Consider the following 14,259-nt stretch of genomic DNA (forward strand, 5'->3'; position numbering starts at 1 on the left):
CGGATGGGACTGGAGAACGGAACAGCACGCAAGAGCCTCGGCGATCTCGTCTTTGAGCGCATGCACCGAGCGATCAAATCCGGCGCCTACAAGCCGGACGAGCGCTTGCCGACTGAGCACGATCTGGCAAGCGAGTTCGAGGTTTCCCGCCCGATCATTCGCGAAGCGCTGCGCCGGCTGCGCGAGCAGGGTTTCATCTATTCGCGGCGCGGCGCTGGCAGCTTCGTTCGCGCTGTCGGCATGCGTGAGCCGCTTGGCTTCGGGCAGTTGGAGAACGTCGCCGATCTTCTGAACTGCTACGAGTTCCGCCTGACGGTCGAGCCGGCTGCAGCTGCAGCTGCGGCCGAGCGGCACGACGCTGCCACCTTGGCCGCCATCCGTCAGGCACTGGAACTGATGCGGGACGCCACCAACCGGCAATCGCACCGGGAGGATGCGGACTTCCAGTTTCATCTCGCGATCGCGCGCGCCGCCCAGAACAGTTATTTCTTCACGGCGATGGAAGCGCTGAAGGACCATATCGCCGTCGGCATGCGGTTTCACGGTGCTTCGGTCAAGCGGGAGACCACCGGGCTGACGCGCGTCTTCGCGGAGCACGAGGCGATTGCCGAAGCCATTGCCGCGCGCGAAGCCGCAAAGGCGAGACAACTCATGCAAGACCACCTCGCCGGGTCCCGCGAGCGCCTGTTCCAGGCGACCAAATAGTGATCTCGAATGCGAAAACCCCGGCTGCTGCCGGGGTTTGATTTTTGCAGTGGCCGGTGGGTCAGAAGGCTGCCCTGTAGACGGCGAGCACGTCTTCGACGCTCATATCGACGGGATTGTTGTCCATCAGCCGGCGGTTGGCATGGGCCTCGCTGGCATAAAGCGGCAAGTCGTCGGCATTTGCGCCGTGGGCGGCAAGCGACATTTCGATGCCGAGATCGCGGCAGAAGCCGCATGCTGCATCCAGGAGTTCCCGGGGGGACAGATTTTCGCCAAGACCTAAGGCCTGGGCGACTTCCGCCGTCTTGCTCACGGCTACCGGCTGGTTGAAGGCGAGCACGTGCGGAAAGATGATGGCATTTGCCAGGCCATGGGGCAGGCGAAGCCTCGTGCCGAGCGGATAGGCGATGGCATGTCCGGCAGCGGTGTTGACCGGGCCAAGGCAGATGCCGCCGTAGTAGGAGGCAAGCATCATCCCTTCACGTGCCTCGGTATCGGCACCATCCCTGACTGCGCGCGCGAGATACTTGCCGACGAGCTTGAAGCCCATACGGGCAAAGCCGTCGATCATCGGATGGGCGCGCCGATTGGTGAAGGCTTCCACGCAATGGGCCATGGCGTCGACGCCGGTGGCCGCGGTTACCGCCGACGGCACCGAATAGGTGAGTTCCGGATCGAGAACGGCGAAGTCAGCGATCATGTGTGGGCTTTCGACCGCGATCTTGTTCCCCTTGGCGGGATCAGTGATCAGCGAGCGGATACCGGCCTCCGAGCCGGTGCCGGCGGTCGTGGCGACCTGGGCAAGGCGCGTTTTGCGGCCAAGAACCCGGTTTGGCCCGGCGACATCGGCAAGCGTCTGCTCCGAGTCCCAAAGCACGGCAACCAGCTTGGCGACGTCGAGTACCGATCCGCCGCCAAGGCCGACGATGAGGTCCGGCTTGCTTTGACGCGCAGCGTCGAGCGCGGCGTTGAGCGTATCGACATCGGGTTCGCCCGGGATGGCGTCAAACACCGTGACGCGGCCCGAAAGCGTCAGGCGATCGACGAAGCCGGCGGTGATCGGCGTTGCGATGACGAGCACCGAACCGGCGTCGGCCGCCCAGGTGCCGACGTCTGCGATCGTGCCGGCGCCGACGGCGAGGCGACGCGGCTGGTGAAGGGTAAGGGGAGCGATGGTCATCGTGTCATCCTCGCTTGGCGTCACCCGCGACGAGCTTGCGGGCATAGGCGATGGCGGAATTCATGTTGCCGTGGTTGGCGATGCCCTGGCCGGCGATGTCGAAAGCGGTGCCGTGATCGACCGAGGTTCGGTCGATCGGCAGGTCAACCGACACGTTCACGGCGGTATCGAAGGCGACGAGTTTCACCGGGATGTGCCCCTGGTCGTGATACTGCGCGACCACGAGGTCGAAGGCGCCGGAATAGGCGCGGTGGAACACCGTGTCGGCGGAGATCGGGCCATAGGCATCGATCCCTTCTGCCCGCGCCGCCGTGACGGCCGGCGCGATCTGGTCGTCATCCTCGGTGCCGAAAAGGCCGTTCTCGCCGCAATGGGGATTGATGCCGGCGACTGCGATTTTGGGTGCCGCGTAGCCGATGCGTTTCAGATGGGCGTCGCCGGCGCGGATGGTGGCGAGAACCCGTTCGGTCGTCGAGCGCCGGATTGCTTCCTGCAGCGCCACATGGGTCGAAACGTGGATGACCTTGAGGCGCTCGGAGGCAAGCAGCATGTAGGCAGCCTTCGATCCCGTGAGGCTGCGCAACATGCCGGTGTGGCCGTCATAGTGATGACCGGCAAGGTTGAGGGCTTCCTTGTTGATCGGCGCCGTCACGATGCAGCCGATGACGCCGGCTTCGGCGTCGCGCACCGCCATTTCGATGAAGCGGAAGGCGGCGTCGCCGGCGACCGGGCTCAACTGTCCCCAGGGAAGCGGCGCGCCCTCGATCGGCAGATCCACGACATGTGCGGTGAGATCAATCTCGAGGCCAAGGGCCGCACGGGCCGCCTCGAGCGTGGCGAGATTGCCGTAGATCCGGATCGTGTCGCGCTCTTGCTGCGACATGTCGGCGAGGGCACGCACCGAAATCTCGGGGCCGACGCCGCACGGGTCGCCCATGGTTATGCCGATGATGTTGCTCATGAAGGTCTCCGTTGGTCGGCGTGGTCCCAGCCAGGGGCCAGGCGAACATATTTGATGGCGCGCCGGTGGTAGGTGTAGGCGAGATGCACGGCCCCGTCCGGTCCCTCAAGCAGCCAGGGATAGGACATCTCCTTGTTGCGGCCGTCGGTCGAGTCGTTGGAAAGGCACGTGCCGGGGCCGTCTTCGATCAGCAGCCGGACGGGAAAGGTCTTGCCGCCATCCTCGGAGAGGCAGAGGGCGACCGGCGCGCGCCGGACACCCCAGATTGGAACGCAGCCGCCCGTGGGGTCTGCGTCGGGGCGGCTGTCGTTCTCGCCGATTTCGTCGTAAAGCGAGGTGCGCCGCTCGGCGGTGTCGGCCGCGCTGACGGGATTGCAGATCATCGCGATCCGACCATCGGCAAGGCGCAGGGCGGCGATCGAGGAATTGTTGTTCGGGACGTCGCTTGCCTCGGGCGCGGACCAGGTTCGGCCCTCGTCGAGGCTCTCGGTCCTATAGACCCAGTCGGCCTGCCGCCGGCGGAAGAGGGCGGTAAGGCGGCCATCGCCGAGTGATACCGGCGACATGTGCACGCAGCCAATGGAACGCTCCAGTTCTTCGAGCTGCCATGTTTCCCCTTGGTCGAGCGAGATGCCGATGGCCGCGGTATCGTGGCTTCCGTTCCACTTCTGACCGGGGCGCTGAACGCAGCGGAAGATCGGCAGCATCCATGCGCCGTCGCCGCGGACCACGAGGGGCGCGCGGATGAAGCATCCACGCGGGAGGTCGAGATAGCGGCCCTCGGTCGTCGTCAGTGCCAGCGGGTCGGATGCATCGCGGCGGATCTCTGCCATCCGGATCCGGCACTCATCCTGATTGCCGGAGGGTTGGGACGTGTGGAAGAGCCACAGCCTGCCGTCGGGTGCGGTGAAGAGCACCGGGTTCTGCTCCGAATGCGCAGGGTCAAAGCTCAGGCGCTGTGGCGGACCCCATTGCGTAGCGTCCTTTGGCAGGACGGAAGCAAAGATCGAGATATCCGACTTGCCCTCGAGCGTACCGCCGAACCAGGCGCAGGCGAGCGCGCCATCTGAAAGCAGATGCAGAAAGGCAGCATGGTTCTGGATCATCGGCGAAGGCAAGAGCGCTTCCATGCGCCCGGGGGAGGCGGATTGAAGCAGGCCATTCATGCCGCGGGCGATTTCTTCAGGGTTCATGGGCTCCTCCTGTGTGCTTCGAAAATCGCTGAATTTTCAAAGTTGTCAAGTTTGATAAAGTTACAAATTGACCTGTGTTTGCTCGTTTATGTCATTAATATATTGAATTTACGTAATTATTTATTGTGAGAATTCTAGAATGAATTTTACATCGCAAATTAATTTGACAAACTTGAGCGAAAAGTGGATTGTCTGGACAAGCCGGCGAGAGGATGCCGGGGAGGAGGATCTCATGCCGGAAGCCAGCCCCCAGGGGGCCAAGATTGCTGTCACCTTCGCGGTCGGTGCCGCGATTCTGGCGGCAGTCGACGCGGTGATCGTGCGGGTGCTGAACGGTGCCGTGCATCCCTTCGTCATTGGCTTCTTCCGTGCCTTTTTCGGTGCGGTCATCCTTTTGCCCTTTGTTGTCCTGCGCCCATCCGTGCTCAAGTCGAGCCACCCCTTGCGTCAGCATGCGGTGCGTGCCGGCTTCAAGCTGCTCGCCATGGTCGCCTTCTTCGCCGCCTTCAGCTGGGGTCCGCTTGCCGACGTGACGGCCATCGCCTTCACCTCGCCGATCTTCCTGTTGCTCGGCGCCGCGCTGGCGCTGGGCGAAAAGCCCGGCGCGGCGATGATCGGTGCGGTGGCGCTTGGTTTCGTGGGTGCGATGCTGATCATTGGCCCCTCGGGCGCCGGCTTCAGCTTTGCCATCCTTCTTGGGCTTACGGGCGCGGTGCTCCAGTCGACCATTCAGTTGATCCTGAAGTCGATGTCGAAGGGCGACTCGACATCGACGCTTGTCGTCTGGAACCTCCTCTTGACCGTTCCGATCGCGCTTTTTTTCGCTCTACCGTTCTGGGTTATGCCGGGGGCGAGGGAGATGACGCTTCTGGCGCTGCAAGGCGTCGTCGGAACTGCCTGCATGGGGATGATGACTCACGCCTTTTCGCTCGCACCCGCCACGATCGTCGCGCCGGTCGATTTCCTGCGCCTGCCGCTCGTGGCGCTCGGCGGCTTCGCGCTGTTTGGGGAACACATTGCCCTCACCACCCTTTGCGGTGGCGGGCTCATCGGTTGTGCGGCGCTGATCGCTGCGCGATCCGGAAAAGCAACATCCGGCTGAACGAATTTCACCAGGGAGGAAATGCCGTGAAGAAACTGTTTGTCTTGAGTGCGCTCATGCTGAGCTCCGCTCTTTCGCCCGCCTTTGCCGGGTCCGGCCCGATCAAGATCGTGCTGGCCGAGGAAGCGGACCTGCTCGAGCCCTGCATGGCGACGCGTTCGAACATCGGTCGCGTCATCATGCAGAACGTCAGCGAAACACTGACCGAACTCGATGTTCGCGGCGACAAGGGCGTCATGCCGCGGCTTGCCGAAAAATGGGAACAGAATGAAGACGGCAGCTGGCGCTTTCACCTGCGTCAGGGCGTCAAGTTCTCGGATGGCACGACCTTCGACGCCAAGGATGTCAAGCACAGCTTTGACCGTATCATGAGCGACAAGAACACCTGCGAGTCGCGTCGCTATTTCGGCGGCATTACGGTGACCCCCACTGTGGTCGACGATTACACGATCGACTTCAGCGCCGATCCGGTCCAGCCGATCCTGCCGCTCTTGATGTCTCTCGTCACGATCGTGCCCGAAGAAACGCCGCTTGAGTTCATCCGCGAGCCGGTCGGTACCGGTCCCTACAAGCTCACCAACTGGACGCCGGGGCAGCAGATCGTGCTGACGAGCCGCGACGACTATTGGGGCACGAAACCCGAGGTCACGGAAGCCACATATCTGTTCCGCGCCGACCCATCGGTGCGCGCCGCCATGGTGCAGACCGGCGAGGCCGATCTCTCGCCGTCGATCTCGCAACTCGACGCCACCAATCCGGCCACGGACTTCTCCTACCTCGACAGTGAAACCGTCTACCTGCGCATCGATCACAACATCGAGCCATTGAACGACGTTCGCGTTCGCCGCGCGCTCAACATCGCCATCGACCGCCAGGCCTTCCTCGGCACCCTGGTTCCCGAAAGCGCACTGCTCGCGACCGCAATCGTGCCGCCGCCGACGCTTGGCTGGAACCCTGACGTAAAGGTCTTCCCCTATGACCCGGAAGGCGCGAAGAAGCTGCTCGAGGAAGCCAAGGCCGATGGCGTGAAGGTCGATACGCCTATCACCATCATCGCCCGTTCAGCAAACTTCCCGAACGTGACCGAGATCATGGAAGCCATTCAGGCACAGCTTCAGGAAGCGGGCTTCAAGGTCGAGCTGAAATTCGTCGAGGTTGCCGAGCACGAACAGTACTATTCGAAGCCCTTCAAGGAAGGCCGCGGTCCGCAGATCGTCGCTGCCATGCACGACAATTCCAAGGGCGATCCGTCATTCTCGATGTTCTTCAAGTATGCGACCGACGGTACGCAGTCCGGCTTTTCCGATCCGAAGGTTGACGACTTGATAAAGCGTGCATCGGCTGCCGTCGGCGAGGAACGTGCCAAGCTCTGGTCCGAACTGATCGCCTATGTGCATGACGATGTCGTCGCCGACGTCCTGCTCTTCCACATGGTCGGTTTCTCGCGCGTTTCCGAGCGGCTTGATTTCAAGCCGACTATGGCGACCAACGGGACGCTGCAACTCTCGGAGATCAAGATCAAGTAATCTGCCCTGGCGGACGATCGGTTCGCCAGTCACAACAGAAATCAAGGCGGTGGGATGATCCCGCCGCCGGATTCCTTCGAGGGCGCCATGCTGAAATTCGTTCGAAAACGCGCCGTGGCCAGTCTGATCTCGCTCGTCGGGCTGCTCGTCATGGTCTTCTTCCTGTCGCGGTTGACGGGTGATCCGGCCGCCTTGTTCCTGCCGGTCGAAGCCTCCGCGGAGATGAAGGCGCAGTTCCGCGAACTGCATGGCCTGAACGATCCCATGCTGATGCAATTCGCGCGTTACGTCGGCGACGTCGTGACCGGCGATTTTGGCGAATCCCTGCGCAAGGCCCGCCCCGCTCTGGAGGTCGTGCTCGAGGCCTTCACATGGACGCTCTGGCTTGCCGTCATCACCATGACGCTCGTCGCCGGTGCTGCGATCGTCGTCGGCTCGCTTGCCGCCTTCCGCGCCGGCGGTTTTTTCGACCGGCTATCTTCGCTGATCTCGCTGGTCGGCGCTTCCGTTCCCGATTTCTGGATCGCCATCGTCGCGATCGTCGTGTTTTCGGTAAACCTCGCCTGGCTGCCGACTTCGGGCACGGGGTCTCTGCTTCATTGGATCCTGCCGATCTCGGTTCTGTTCATCCGGCCTTTCGGCATCATCGTGCAGGTAGTGCGCGGCTCTATGATCGGGGCACTGTCCTCGGCCTATGTGAAGACGGCGCGCGCCAAGGGCGTCAAATCCGGGCCGATCATCTTTGTGCATGCACTGCGCAATGCCATGCTGCCGGTCATCACCGTCATCGGCGACCAGGCGGCGAGCCTTCTGAATGGCGCAGTGATCGTCGAGACCATCTTCGGATTTCCGGGGGTCGGCAAGTTGATGATCGATTCCATTTTGCAGCGCGATTTCAACGTCGTGCTTGCCGCCATCCTCGTCACGGCTCTGGCGATCTTCCTCATGAACCTGCTCATCGACCTCGCCTATGCGCTGCTCGATCCGCGAATTCGACACTGAGGAGGCGACCATGACCCTCCAGACTGCCGATACCGTCATTGCCGAAGAACCGCGCTTCGCGATGCGCATGTTCCGCATGCTGCTTGCCGACAAGTTCGCGCTATGCGCTGCGATCTTCCTGATTTTCGTGCTGATCCTGGCGATCGTGGGGCCGAGCTGGCTCGGCGATCTCGCGACCAAGCAGAACCTCAGAGGGCGCAACGCCGTGCCTTTCGACTGGGAGCGCGGATGGGTCTGGTGGATGGGGGCCGATGCTCTCGGGCGACCGTTGCTTGCCCGCATGATCGTTGCCACCCAGAACACGCTGATGGTGGCCGCAGGTGCCGTCGCGCTTTCGGCAACCGTCGGCACCTTCCTCGGCCTTGTCGCCGGCTTTGCCTCGCCGCGCGTCAATCAGGTCATCATGCGGCTCGCGGACGTCATCATGTCCTTCCCGTCGCTGCTGATCGCCGTCATCGTGCTCTATATTCTCGGCTCGTCGATCCTCAACCTGATGCTGGTGCTGGCGATCACGCGCATCCCGGTCTACTTGAGGACGACGCGCGCCGAAGTGCTGGAAATCCGCGAGCGCATGTTCGTGCAGGCGGCGCGCGTGATGGGCGCATCCAGCAAGCGCATCCTCTTCCGCCACATCCTGCCGGTGGTGCTGCCGACACTGACGACGCTTGCCACGCTGGATTTCGCCTATGTGATGCTGGCGGAAAGTGCGCTCTCATTCCTCGGTATCGGCATCCAGCCGCCGGAAATCACCTGGGGGCTGATGATCTCTCAGGGCCGCCAATACCTCACCAACGCTTGGTGGCTTTCCTTCTGGCCCGGGCTTGCGATCATCCTCACCACCATGTCGCTGAACCTCCTGTCGAACTGGCTGCGCATCGCGCTCGATCCGGTGCAGCGCTGGCGCCTCGAAATGAAAGGTCGCAAGAATGGCTGACCATCTCCTGGAAGTCCGCGACCTTTCGGTCGAGTTCCACACCGCAGTCGGCGTGGTGAAGGCGGTCCGCAACATTTCCTACCACCTCGACCGTGGCGAGACCCTAGCGATCCTCGGTGAGAGCGGGTCCGGAAAGTCGGTCTCCTCCTCGGCGATCATGAACCTGATCGACATGCCGCCGGGACGCATCAGCTCCGGAGAAATCCTGCTCGACGGTGCCGACCTGCTGACGATGCCGGCGCATGAAAGGCGCAAGGTCAACGGGCGTCGAATCGCCATGATCTTCCAAGATCCGCTGAGCCACCTCAATCCGGTCTATACGGTCGGCTGGCAGATCCGCGAGGCGCTCACCACCCACGGAACCGATGCTGCCAAGGCTGCGTCTGAGGCGTTGCGACTTCTGACGCGAGTCGGCATCCCCGACCCCGAGCGCTCACTGGACAAGTATCCGCACGAATTCTCGGGCGGCCAGCGTCAGCGCGTCATGATCGCCATGGCGCTAGCGCTCCGCCCGGACCTCCTGATTGCCGATGAGCCCACGACGGCGCTCGACGTCACGGTGCAGGCCGAGGTGCTCGCTTTGCTCGAGGAATTGCAGCAGGAGACCGGAATGGCGGTTCTCATCATCACCCATGATCTCGGTGTCGTCGCCGAGATCGCCGACCGCGTCGTCGTGATGGAGAAAGGCGTCCTGGTCGAGGCCGGCACGGTGAGCGAGGTTTACAAGAACCCGCAGCATCCCTATACGAAAAAGCTCATTGCCGCCGCCCCCGGCAAGGGCGAGATGCACGCACCTGCGGCTCGCGCCGAGCCTGTTCTCTCGGTCCGTGACGTGCGCAAGCGCTACGGCTCCTTCGAGGCGTTGAAGGGCTTGTCCTTCGATCTCATGCCCGGCGAGACCATGGCCGTCGTCGGCGAGAGCGGCTCGGGCAAGTCGACGCTGGCGCGTATCCTGCTGCGCCTCGACGAACCGGATAGCGGTAGTGCCTTGTGGAAGGGCCGCGACCTATTCACCATGTCGCCCGCCGAACTCTATAAGCTGCGCCGCGACCTGCAGATGGTGTTCCAGGACCCTACGCAATCGCTCAATCCGCGCATGACGGTCTATCAGCTCATCTCCGAGGCCTGGGTCATCCATCCGGATATCCTGCCCAAGGCGAAATGGCGCGAGCGCGTGGCTGAACTTCTGGTGCAGGTCGGTCTCGGTCCGGAACACATGGGTCGCTACCCGCATCAGTTCTCCGGCGGCCAGCGCCAACGCATCGCAATCGCCCGCGCACTTGCGCTCGAGCCGCAGCTCATCATCTGCGACGAGGCGGTCTCGGCACTCGACGTCTCGGTTCAGGCCCAGGTGATCGCGTTGCTCGACAGGCTGCGCAAGGAAATGGGCATCGCCTTCATCTTCATCGCCCATGACCTGCCAGTCGTGCGCGACTTTGCCGACCACGTCATGGTCATGCAGAAAGGCAACATCGTCGAGCTCGGCACGGTGCGCGAGGTGTTTGATACGCCGCGGCAAGACTATACGCGCGCGCTACTCGCCGCAGGCCTCGACCCCGATCCCGACGTCCAGGCCGCTCATCGCGCCGCCCGTCTTCAGCGCGCGTCTTGAGACGCGCCCATTCAAAGGAATGCCCGCATGACCAAGCAAGCCTTCGTCGCCCTCGTGACCTGCTTCAACGAGGACGAGACCATCAACTACCAGGCCACGCGCGCCCAGGTCCGCCGCCAGGTGGCGGCGGGCAACAACATCATGTGCGCCGGTACCAATGGGGACTTCACCGCGCTGACCTTCGAGGAGAAGGTGCGCCTGACGGAAGAGGTGGTCGATGAGGTCGGCGGCCGGGTCAAGGTGATTGTCAATGCCGGCATGCCGGCGACCTTCGAGACGGTGAAGCTTGCCCGCGAATTCGACCGTATCGGCGTCGATGGGATCGCTGTCATCACACCGTTCTTCATCGCCTGTACGCAGGATGGCCTTGTCCGCCACTTCTCGACCGTTGCCGACGCCGTGAAGACACCCGTCTACCTCTACGACATCCCGGCCCGCACGCAGAACCACATCGAACCCGACACCGCGCGCACGCTTGCCGGCCACGGCAACATTGCCGGCATCAAGGATTCCGGCGGCGCAAAGGAGACGCTGGAGGCCTATCTGCAGGTTGCTAGGGAGGTCGAAAGTTTCGAGGTCTATTCCGGCCCAGACCACCTCGTGCTTTGGGCACTGCTGAACGGTGCGGCCGGCTGCATTTCGGGCCTCGGCAACGCCATGCCGCATGTGCTTGCCGGCATCCTGAAGGCGTTCAATGCAGGCGAGATCGGCGAAGCCGAAAAGCAGCAGGCGATCTTTACCGCTTTTCGCACCGACCTCTACGCGCTGGGTTTCGCCCCGGCCATGGTCAAGCGCGCGCTCTTCCTGCAGGACGCCTCCGTCGGCGCCAGCCGCCAGCCGGCCCTGCTTCCGAACGCAGAGCAGGACGACCAGATCGCGGAAATCCTCCGCAGATACGAACTTCTGGGGTGATGCCGCCAGTGCCGGCGACCACACGGCAGCCGGATCGGCGATGGAAGGCTATTCACGCGCCGGCTTCTGCAGAAGCTGGTTGAACAGTTTTCCCAGGGTGCCGCTTTCCTCCGCAGGCTGCTCCGTTTCAGCAGCCGGTTGCTGGTCGGGCTGCTGCCCCTCCGGTGCCGGTTGCTCGGTGGCAACGTCCGGCGTCACGGGTTGTTCTTCAGCCGGTGGAGCGGGTGGCGTCTCGCTGCCTTCTGTCGCCTTGCCACCGATGATCTCTTCGATGGAGAGTTGATCGCCTCCGTCTTTCGCTGGCTTGCCGATAGCGCCACCAATGATGTCGCGGATCGATCCGGCCTTTCCTTCGCCGGAGAGCAGCTCGTCGAGCTTCAGCTTCCCGGTCGGCAAGCCCAGCTTCTGCAGCGCCGAGAGTGCGGCGTCCGGGTTCTTCAGCAGGCCTGAGAGATCGGGATAGATGCGCGGGGCAGCAAAGGAACCCTCGATCATCACAGGCACGCCGATGCCTTCGGTCGCGATAGCGGCGCCCTGGCCTTCGAGTGAGGCGACGACGCGTGGATCCAGGCGGAAGTTCAGCTGGTCGTTTGGAAGGTTTGCCTCACCGCTGCCGCTCATACGCACCAGCGGGCCGATGAGTTTGATATCTTCGGTGCGCGCGACGCCGTTTTCGATGGCAAAGGATGCCCCAAGCTCGGTGAAGCCGGTCGCCTTGTTTTCGTTCTGCTTGAAGCCCGACGACATCAGGCCGACAAGGTTGTTGTAGACATCGGCGACGTCGATGCCGCGGATGGCGCCGTCGAAAAAGCGGACATTCGCCGACCCCTGAAGCGCGCGCTTGAGCGCGCCGGCCGTAGCGCCTGCGCCGGTGATGTCGAACTGGGCTTGCAATGCGCCTTCGAGATACTTGAAATTTGCAAGGTCGATCAGCAGCGGGGCGGCCGAAGCGCCGGCGATCGAGGCCTTCAGGGCGATCGAAGCGTCCTCTCCCGTGCCGTCAGCTCTAAGGTTTGCGGCCATCCGCCCGCCATAGAACGGGCTTTCGGGAAGGTCGAGGCTGGCCACACCCTGGGAGATCACCAGGGTGGTTGCTACCGGTCCGGCAAAGACGCGGCCATAGCCGAGCTTCTCCGCGTCGACCTTGATGGATGCATCGATCGTTCGAAGCGACGACAGGTCCAGCGGCGCGTCGGGGGTGGGGCTGCCTGCTTTGCCCTTCGCTTGCGACGGTGCGGGGCGTGCACCGGCAAGCCGCGCGAGGTCGAGTTCGGCGAAATGGAGCGCGCTGGATATCTTGAGGGGCGTGCCCAGCTCTACGGAACCGTTGCCGGTTCCTTCGACCCCGTTGACGGACAAGGTGGCTTTTTGAAACGCAACGCCGGTGGGGCTTGCGTTGACATCGCCCTTGAAGGCGAATTGCTCGACGCTGTCGCCGCCGCCCTGGCCGAACCAGGCAAGAAGCGCGCGCAGATCCGTGGCCGCGAAGTTCACCTTGCCGGCATAGCTGCCCGCGAGCGCCGCCTTGCCGTCAAGGGAGAGTGTCGCTTCTGGCATGCGCAGATCGAGTGTCAGGGGCAGCTCACTCGAACCCGAGAGCAGTTCGCGGACCGGCAGTCGCAAATCGATATCGGCTGCTTTCCCGCGCCAGACCAGGTTGCCGGATAGGAGCACGGGCTTGGTAAGATCGTCGATCTGGACCGCCAGCTTCTTGATCGTCACTTCGCCCATCGATGGGTCGGTGACACCGGGTGCTACGAAGGTGGCGTCGCGCAGGCTCGCAGTGCCGCTCAGGTTGACGGTCTTTCGGAACGCATCTCCGCCGAGCCCGCGGAACGCAAACCCGGTATCCATCGCAAGCGTTCCCGACAGTGAAACCGATTGGCCGGCGAGGCTCGCGAGCTTGGAGATGTCGAGCCCTTTGCTTGCGACGCGTCCCTTGAACGTCGGCTCGCTCTTGCGGACGTCGGCGGTGATTTCGGCCGAAATGCCGCCGGCGTCTATGCCGAGATGTTCAAGCCGGGTCCTGAGCAGCCCATCCTTCAGCGTTGCCGTCAATGCCGCATCGGAGGCGGAAATATCGTTGACGGTAATGGCGCCCACAGTGACGCTGACATCGGCATCGAAGCCGGCGAGTGCCTGCAAGCCGGCCGAGGCCGACTGCCTTTCCGATTGCCCTGCCGGTTGTGACGACCCCGAGGCGCTGGTTCCGACAAACGCGCTGAAATCCAGCTGATCGGCACTGAGGTCGGCCAGGAACCGCGGCCGGTCACCGGGAATGAACAGCGCATCGAGGCTGAGCTCTTCGTCCCCCGCTAGCAGCTTGCCGCCGCGGATCTGGTAGCTGCCGTTGCTGTTGAGCGCCACCTGCCCGCTGGCCTTGAGCTCGGTCAGGCCCGGCGCAAGCAGGGGGTCGGCTTCCACCGAGAGGCTGAGGTCAGCGGGCTTGCGCTCAAGGAGAGGGCGAAGCGGGGAGACGGAGAGAGCGACCTGGTAGCGCCGGTCTTCAAGCCGAGCACCGGCCGAAAGCGAAAGCTCGCCGTCGATGTCAGGGGCCTGGAGTGTAAGGTCGAGATCGCTGACAACGTCAGCTGTCCCGGCGGCGTTCTCTTGTCTCAGCGTGCCCCCGGTGATCGAAATCGTATCGATGGCGCTTCGTTCGAGGAAGGCGACCAGGGCTGCGAGCGGGTCGTTCTGCTTGGCCTCGCCATTGCCGCCCCCGCCGTCTTCCACCGTCGATGCGTTCTCCGGTTTCTGCCGTATCACCACGACCGGCCGGGTGAGCCTGACCTCCTTGACGTGCAGGCGGTTCGACCACAGCGAGGAGAGCGTCACGGAGCCTGCGACTTCGCCAATCTCTGCCGTCACGCCATCGCTTTGCGCATCGAGCGAAACATCCTCGGCCACAACAGCCAGATGGGGGATGACGGAGAGCCGGACGGGACCCTTCAGCGCGATCGAACTGCCCGTCGCGCTCGAGAGCTGACGGCTGAGCTCGGCGCGCATCCAGTCGCTGGAAACAAAGCTCGGCAGGACAATGAGAGAGACGACTGCGAGAACCCCGAGCGCCAGCAGGCCGAGAAAGAAACGCCGCATGTGTCTCTCCGTTGCGATAGCAATTGATTCGGTATC

11 protein-coding genes are annotated in these 14,259 nt (G+C 63.2%); 7 read left to right on the plus strand and 4 right to left on the minus strand.

What is annotated here, in order from left to right:
* Positions 1-3 precede the first annotated feature (3 nt).
* Positions 4-705, plus strand: a complete 702-nt coding sequence (locus IB265_RS28445; RefSeq protein WP_057255325.1) for a FadR/GntR family transcriptional regulator — start codon at positions 4-6, stop codon at positions 703-705.
* Positions 706-766: 61 nt separating this feature from the next.
* On the opposite strand, the gene IB265_RS28450 is transcribed toward IB265_RS28445, so the two are convergent.
* From IB265_RS28450 to IB265_RS28460, 3 genes are read right to left on the minus strand one after another with little or no spacing between them, the layout of a single operon-like run.
* Positions 767-1,885, minus strand: coding sequence for an iron-containing alcohol dehydrogenase (locus tag IB265_RS28450; protein ID WP_112996461.1), 1,119 nt, complete (start codon positions 1,883-1,885; stop codon positions 767-769).
* A gap of 4 nt (positions 1,886-1,889) precedes the next feature.
* Positions 1,890-2,846 carry a 4-hydroxythreonine-4-phosphate dehydrogenase PdxA gene (pdxA, locus tag IB265_RS28455; protein ID WP_057255327.1) on the minus strand — a complete coding sequence of 319 codons (957 nt, stop codon included), beginning with the start codon at positions 2,844-2,846 and terminating at the stop codon, positions 1,890-1,892.
* The gene (locus IB265_RS28460; protein ID WP_057255328.1) at positions 2,843-4,039 is read right to left on the minus strand and encodes an exo-alpha-sialidase; all 1,197 of its coding nucleotides are present in this window, start codon (positions 4,037-4,039) and stop codon (positions 2,843-2,845) included. Before IB265_RS28460 ends, pdxA begins: the two co-directional genes overlap by 4 nt.
* A gap of 232 nt (positions 4,040-4,271) precedes the next feature.
* Here IB265_RS28460 and IB265_RS28465 point away from each other — a divergent pair, with 232 nt between their 5' ends.
* The 6 genes from IB265_RS28465 to IB265_RS28490 all read left to right on the plus strand — a co-directional run bounded on the left by IB265_RS28465 (position 4,272) and on the right by IB265_RS28490 (position 11,127).
* Positions 4,272-5,141: a DMT family transporter gene (locus IB265_RS28465; protein WP_057255329.1), complete on the plus strand. Its 870-nt coding sequence runs from the start codon at positions 4,272-4,274 to the stop codon at positions 5,139-5,141.
* Positions 5,142-5,197: 56 nt separating this feature from the next.
* Complete coding sequence (locus tag IB265_RS28470) at positions 5,198-6,667, plus strand: ABC transporter substrate-binding protein (RefSeq protein WP_210334619.1); 1,470 nt, start codon at positions 5,198-5,200, stop codon at positions 6,665-6,667.
* 87 nt (positions 6,668-6,754) lie between these two features.
* On the plus strand, positions 6,755-7,669 hold the full coding sequence (locus tag IB265_RS28475; RefSeq protein WP_057255547.1) for an ABC transporter permease: 915 nt from the start codon (positions 6,755-6,757) through the stop codon (positions 7,667-7,669).
* 10 nt (positions 7,670-7,679) lie between these two features.
* Positions 7,680-8,603: an ABC transporter permease gene (locus IB265_RS28480; RefSeq protein WP_057255548.1), complete on the plus strand. Its 924-nt coding sequence runs from the start codon at positions 7,680-7,682 to the stop codon at positions 8,601-8,603.
* On the plus strand, positions 8,596-10,215 hold the full coding sequence (locus tag IB265_RS28485) for an ABC transporter ATP-binding protein (RefSeq protein WP_057255331.1): 1,620 nt from the start codon (positions 8,596-8,598) through the stop codon (positions 10,213-10,215). Before IB265_RS28480 ends, IB265_RS28485 begins: the two co-directional genes overlap by 8 nt.
* 27 nt (positions 10,216-10,242) lie before the next feature.
* Entirely contained in the window at positions 10,243-11,127 is an 885-nt protein-coding gene (locus tag IB265_RS28490; RefSeq protein WP_057255332.1) for a dihydrodipicolinate synthase family protein, read from the plus strand.
* 48 nt (positions 11,128-11,175) lie between these two features.
* On the opposite strand, the gene IB265_RS28495 is transcribed toward IB265_RS28490, so the two are convergent.
* Entirely contained in the window at positions 11,176-14,223 is a 3,048-nt protein-coding gene (locus IB265_RS28495; RefSeq protein WP_057255333.1) for an AsmA family protein, read from the minus strand.
* Positions 14,224-14,259 lie beyond the last annotated feature (36 nt).

Source organism: Ensifer sp. ENS10 (assembly GCF_014852025.1).
GTDB lineage: Bacteria > Pseudomonadota > Alphaproteobacteria > Rhizobiales > Rhizobiaceae > Ensifer.

Coding starts and splice junctions, on each gene's coding strand:
- IB265_RS28490 (WP_057255332.1), top strand. CDS start 10,243: ATGACCAAGCAAGCCTTCGTCGCCCTCGTGACCTGCTTCAACGAGGAC.
- IB265_RS28480 (WP_057255548.1), top strand. CDS start 7,680: ATGACCCTCCAGACTGCCGATACCGTCATTGCCGAAGAACCGCGCTTC.
- IB265_RS28465 (WP_057255329.1), top strand. CDS start 4,272: ATGCCGGAAGCCAGCCCCCAGGGGGCCAAGATTGCTGTCACCTTCGCG.
- IB265_RS28485 (WP_057255331.1), top strand. CDS start 8,596: ATGGCTGACCATCTCCTGGAAGTCCGCGACCTTTCGGTCGAGTTCCAC.
- IB265_RS28475 (WP_057255547.1), top strand. CDS start 6,755: ATGCTGAAATTCGTTCGAAAACGCGCCGTGGCCAGTCTGATCTCGCTC.
- IB265_RS28460 (WP_057255328.1), bottom strand. CDS start 4,039: ATGAACCCTGAAGAAATCGCCCGCGGCATGAATGGCCTGCTTCAATCC.
- pdxA (WP_057255327.1), bottom strand. CDS start 2,846: ATGAGCAACATCATCGGCATAACCATGGGCGACCCGTGCGGCGTCGGC.
- IB265_RS28495 (WP_057255333.1), bottom strand. CDS start 14,223: ATGCGGCGTTTCTTTCTCGGCCTGCTGGCGCTCGGGGTTCTCGCAGTC.
- IB265_RS28450 (WP_112996461.1), bottom strand. CDS start 1,885: ATGACCATCGCTCCCCTTACCCTTCACCAGCCGCGTCGCCTCGCCGTC.
- IB265_RS28470 (WP_210334619.1), top strand. CDS start 5,198: ATGCTGAGCTCCGCTCTTTCGCCCGCCTTTGCCGGGTCCGGCCCGATC.
- IB265_RS28445 (WP_057255325.1), top strand. CDS start 4: ATGGGACTGGAGAACGGAACAGCACGCAAGAGCCTCGGCGATCTCGTC.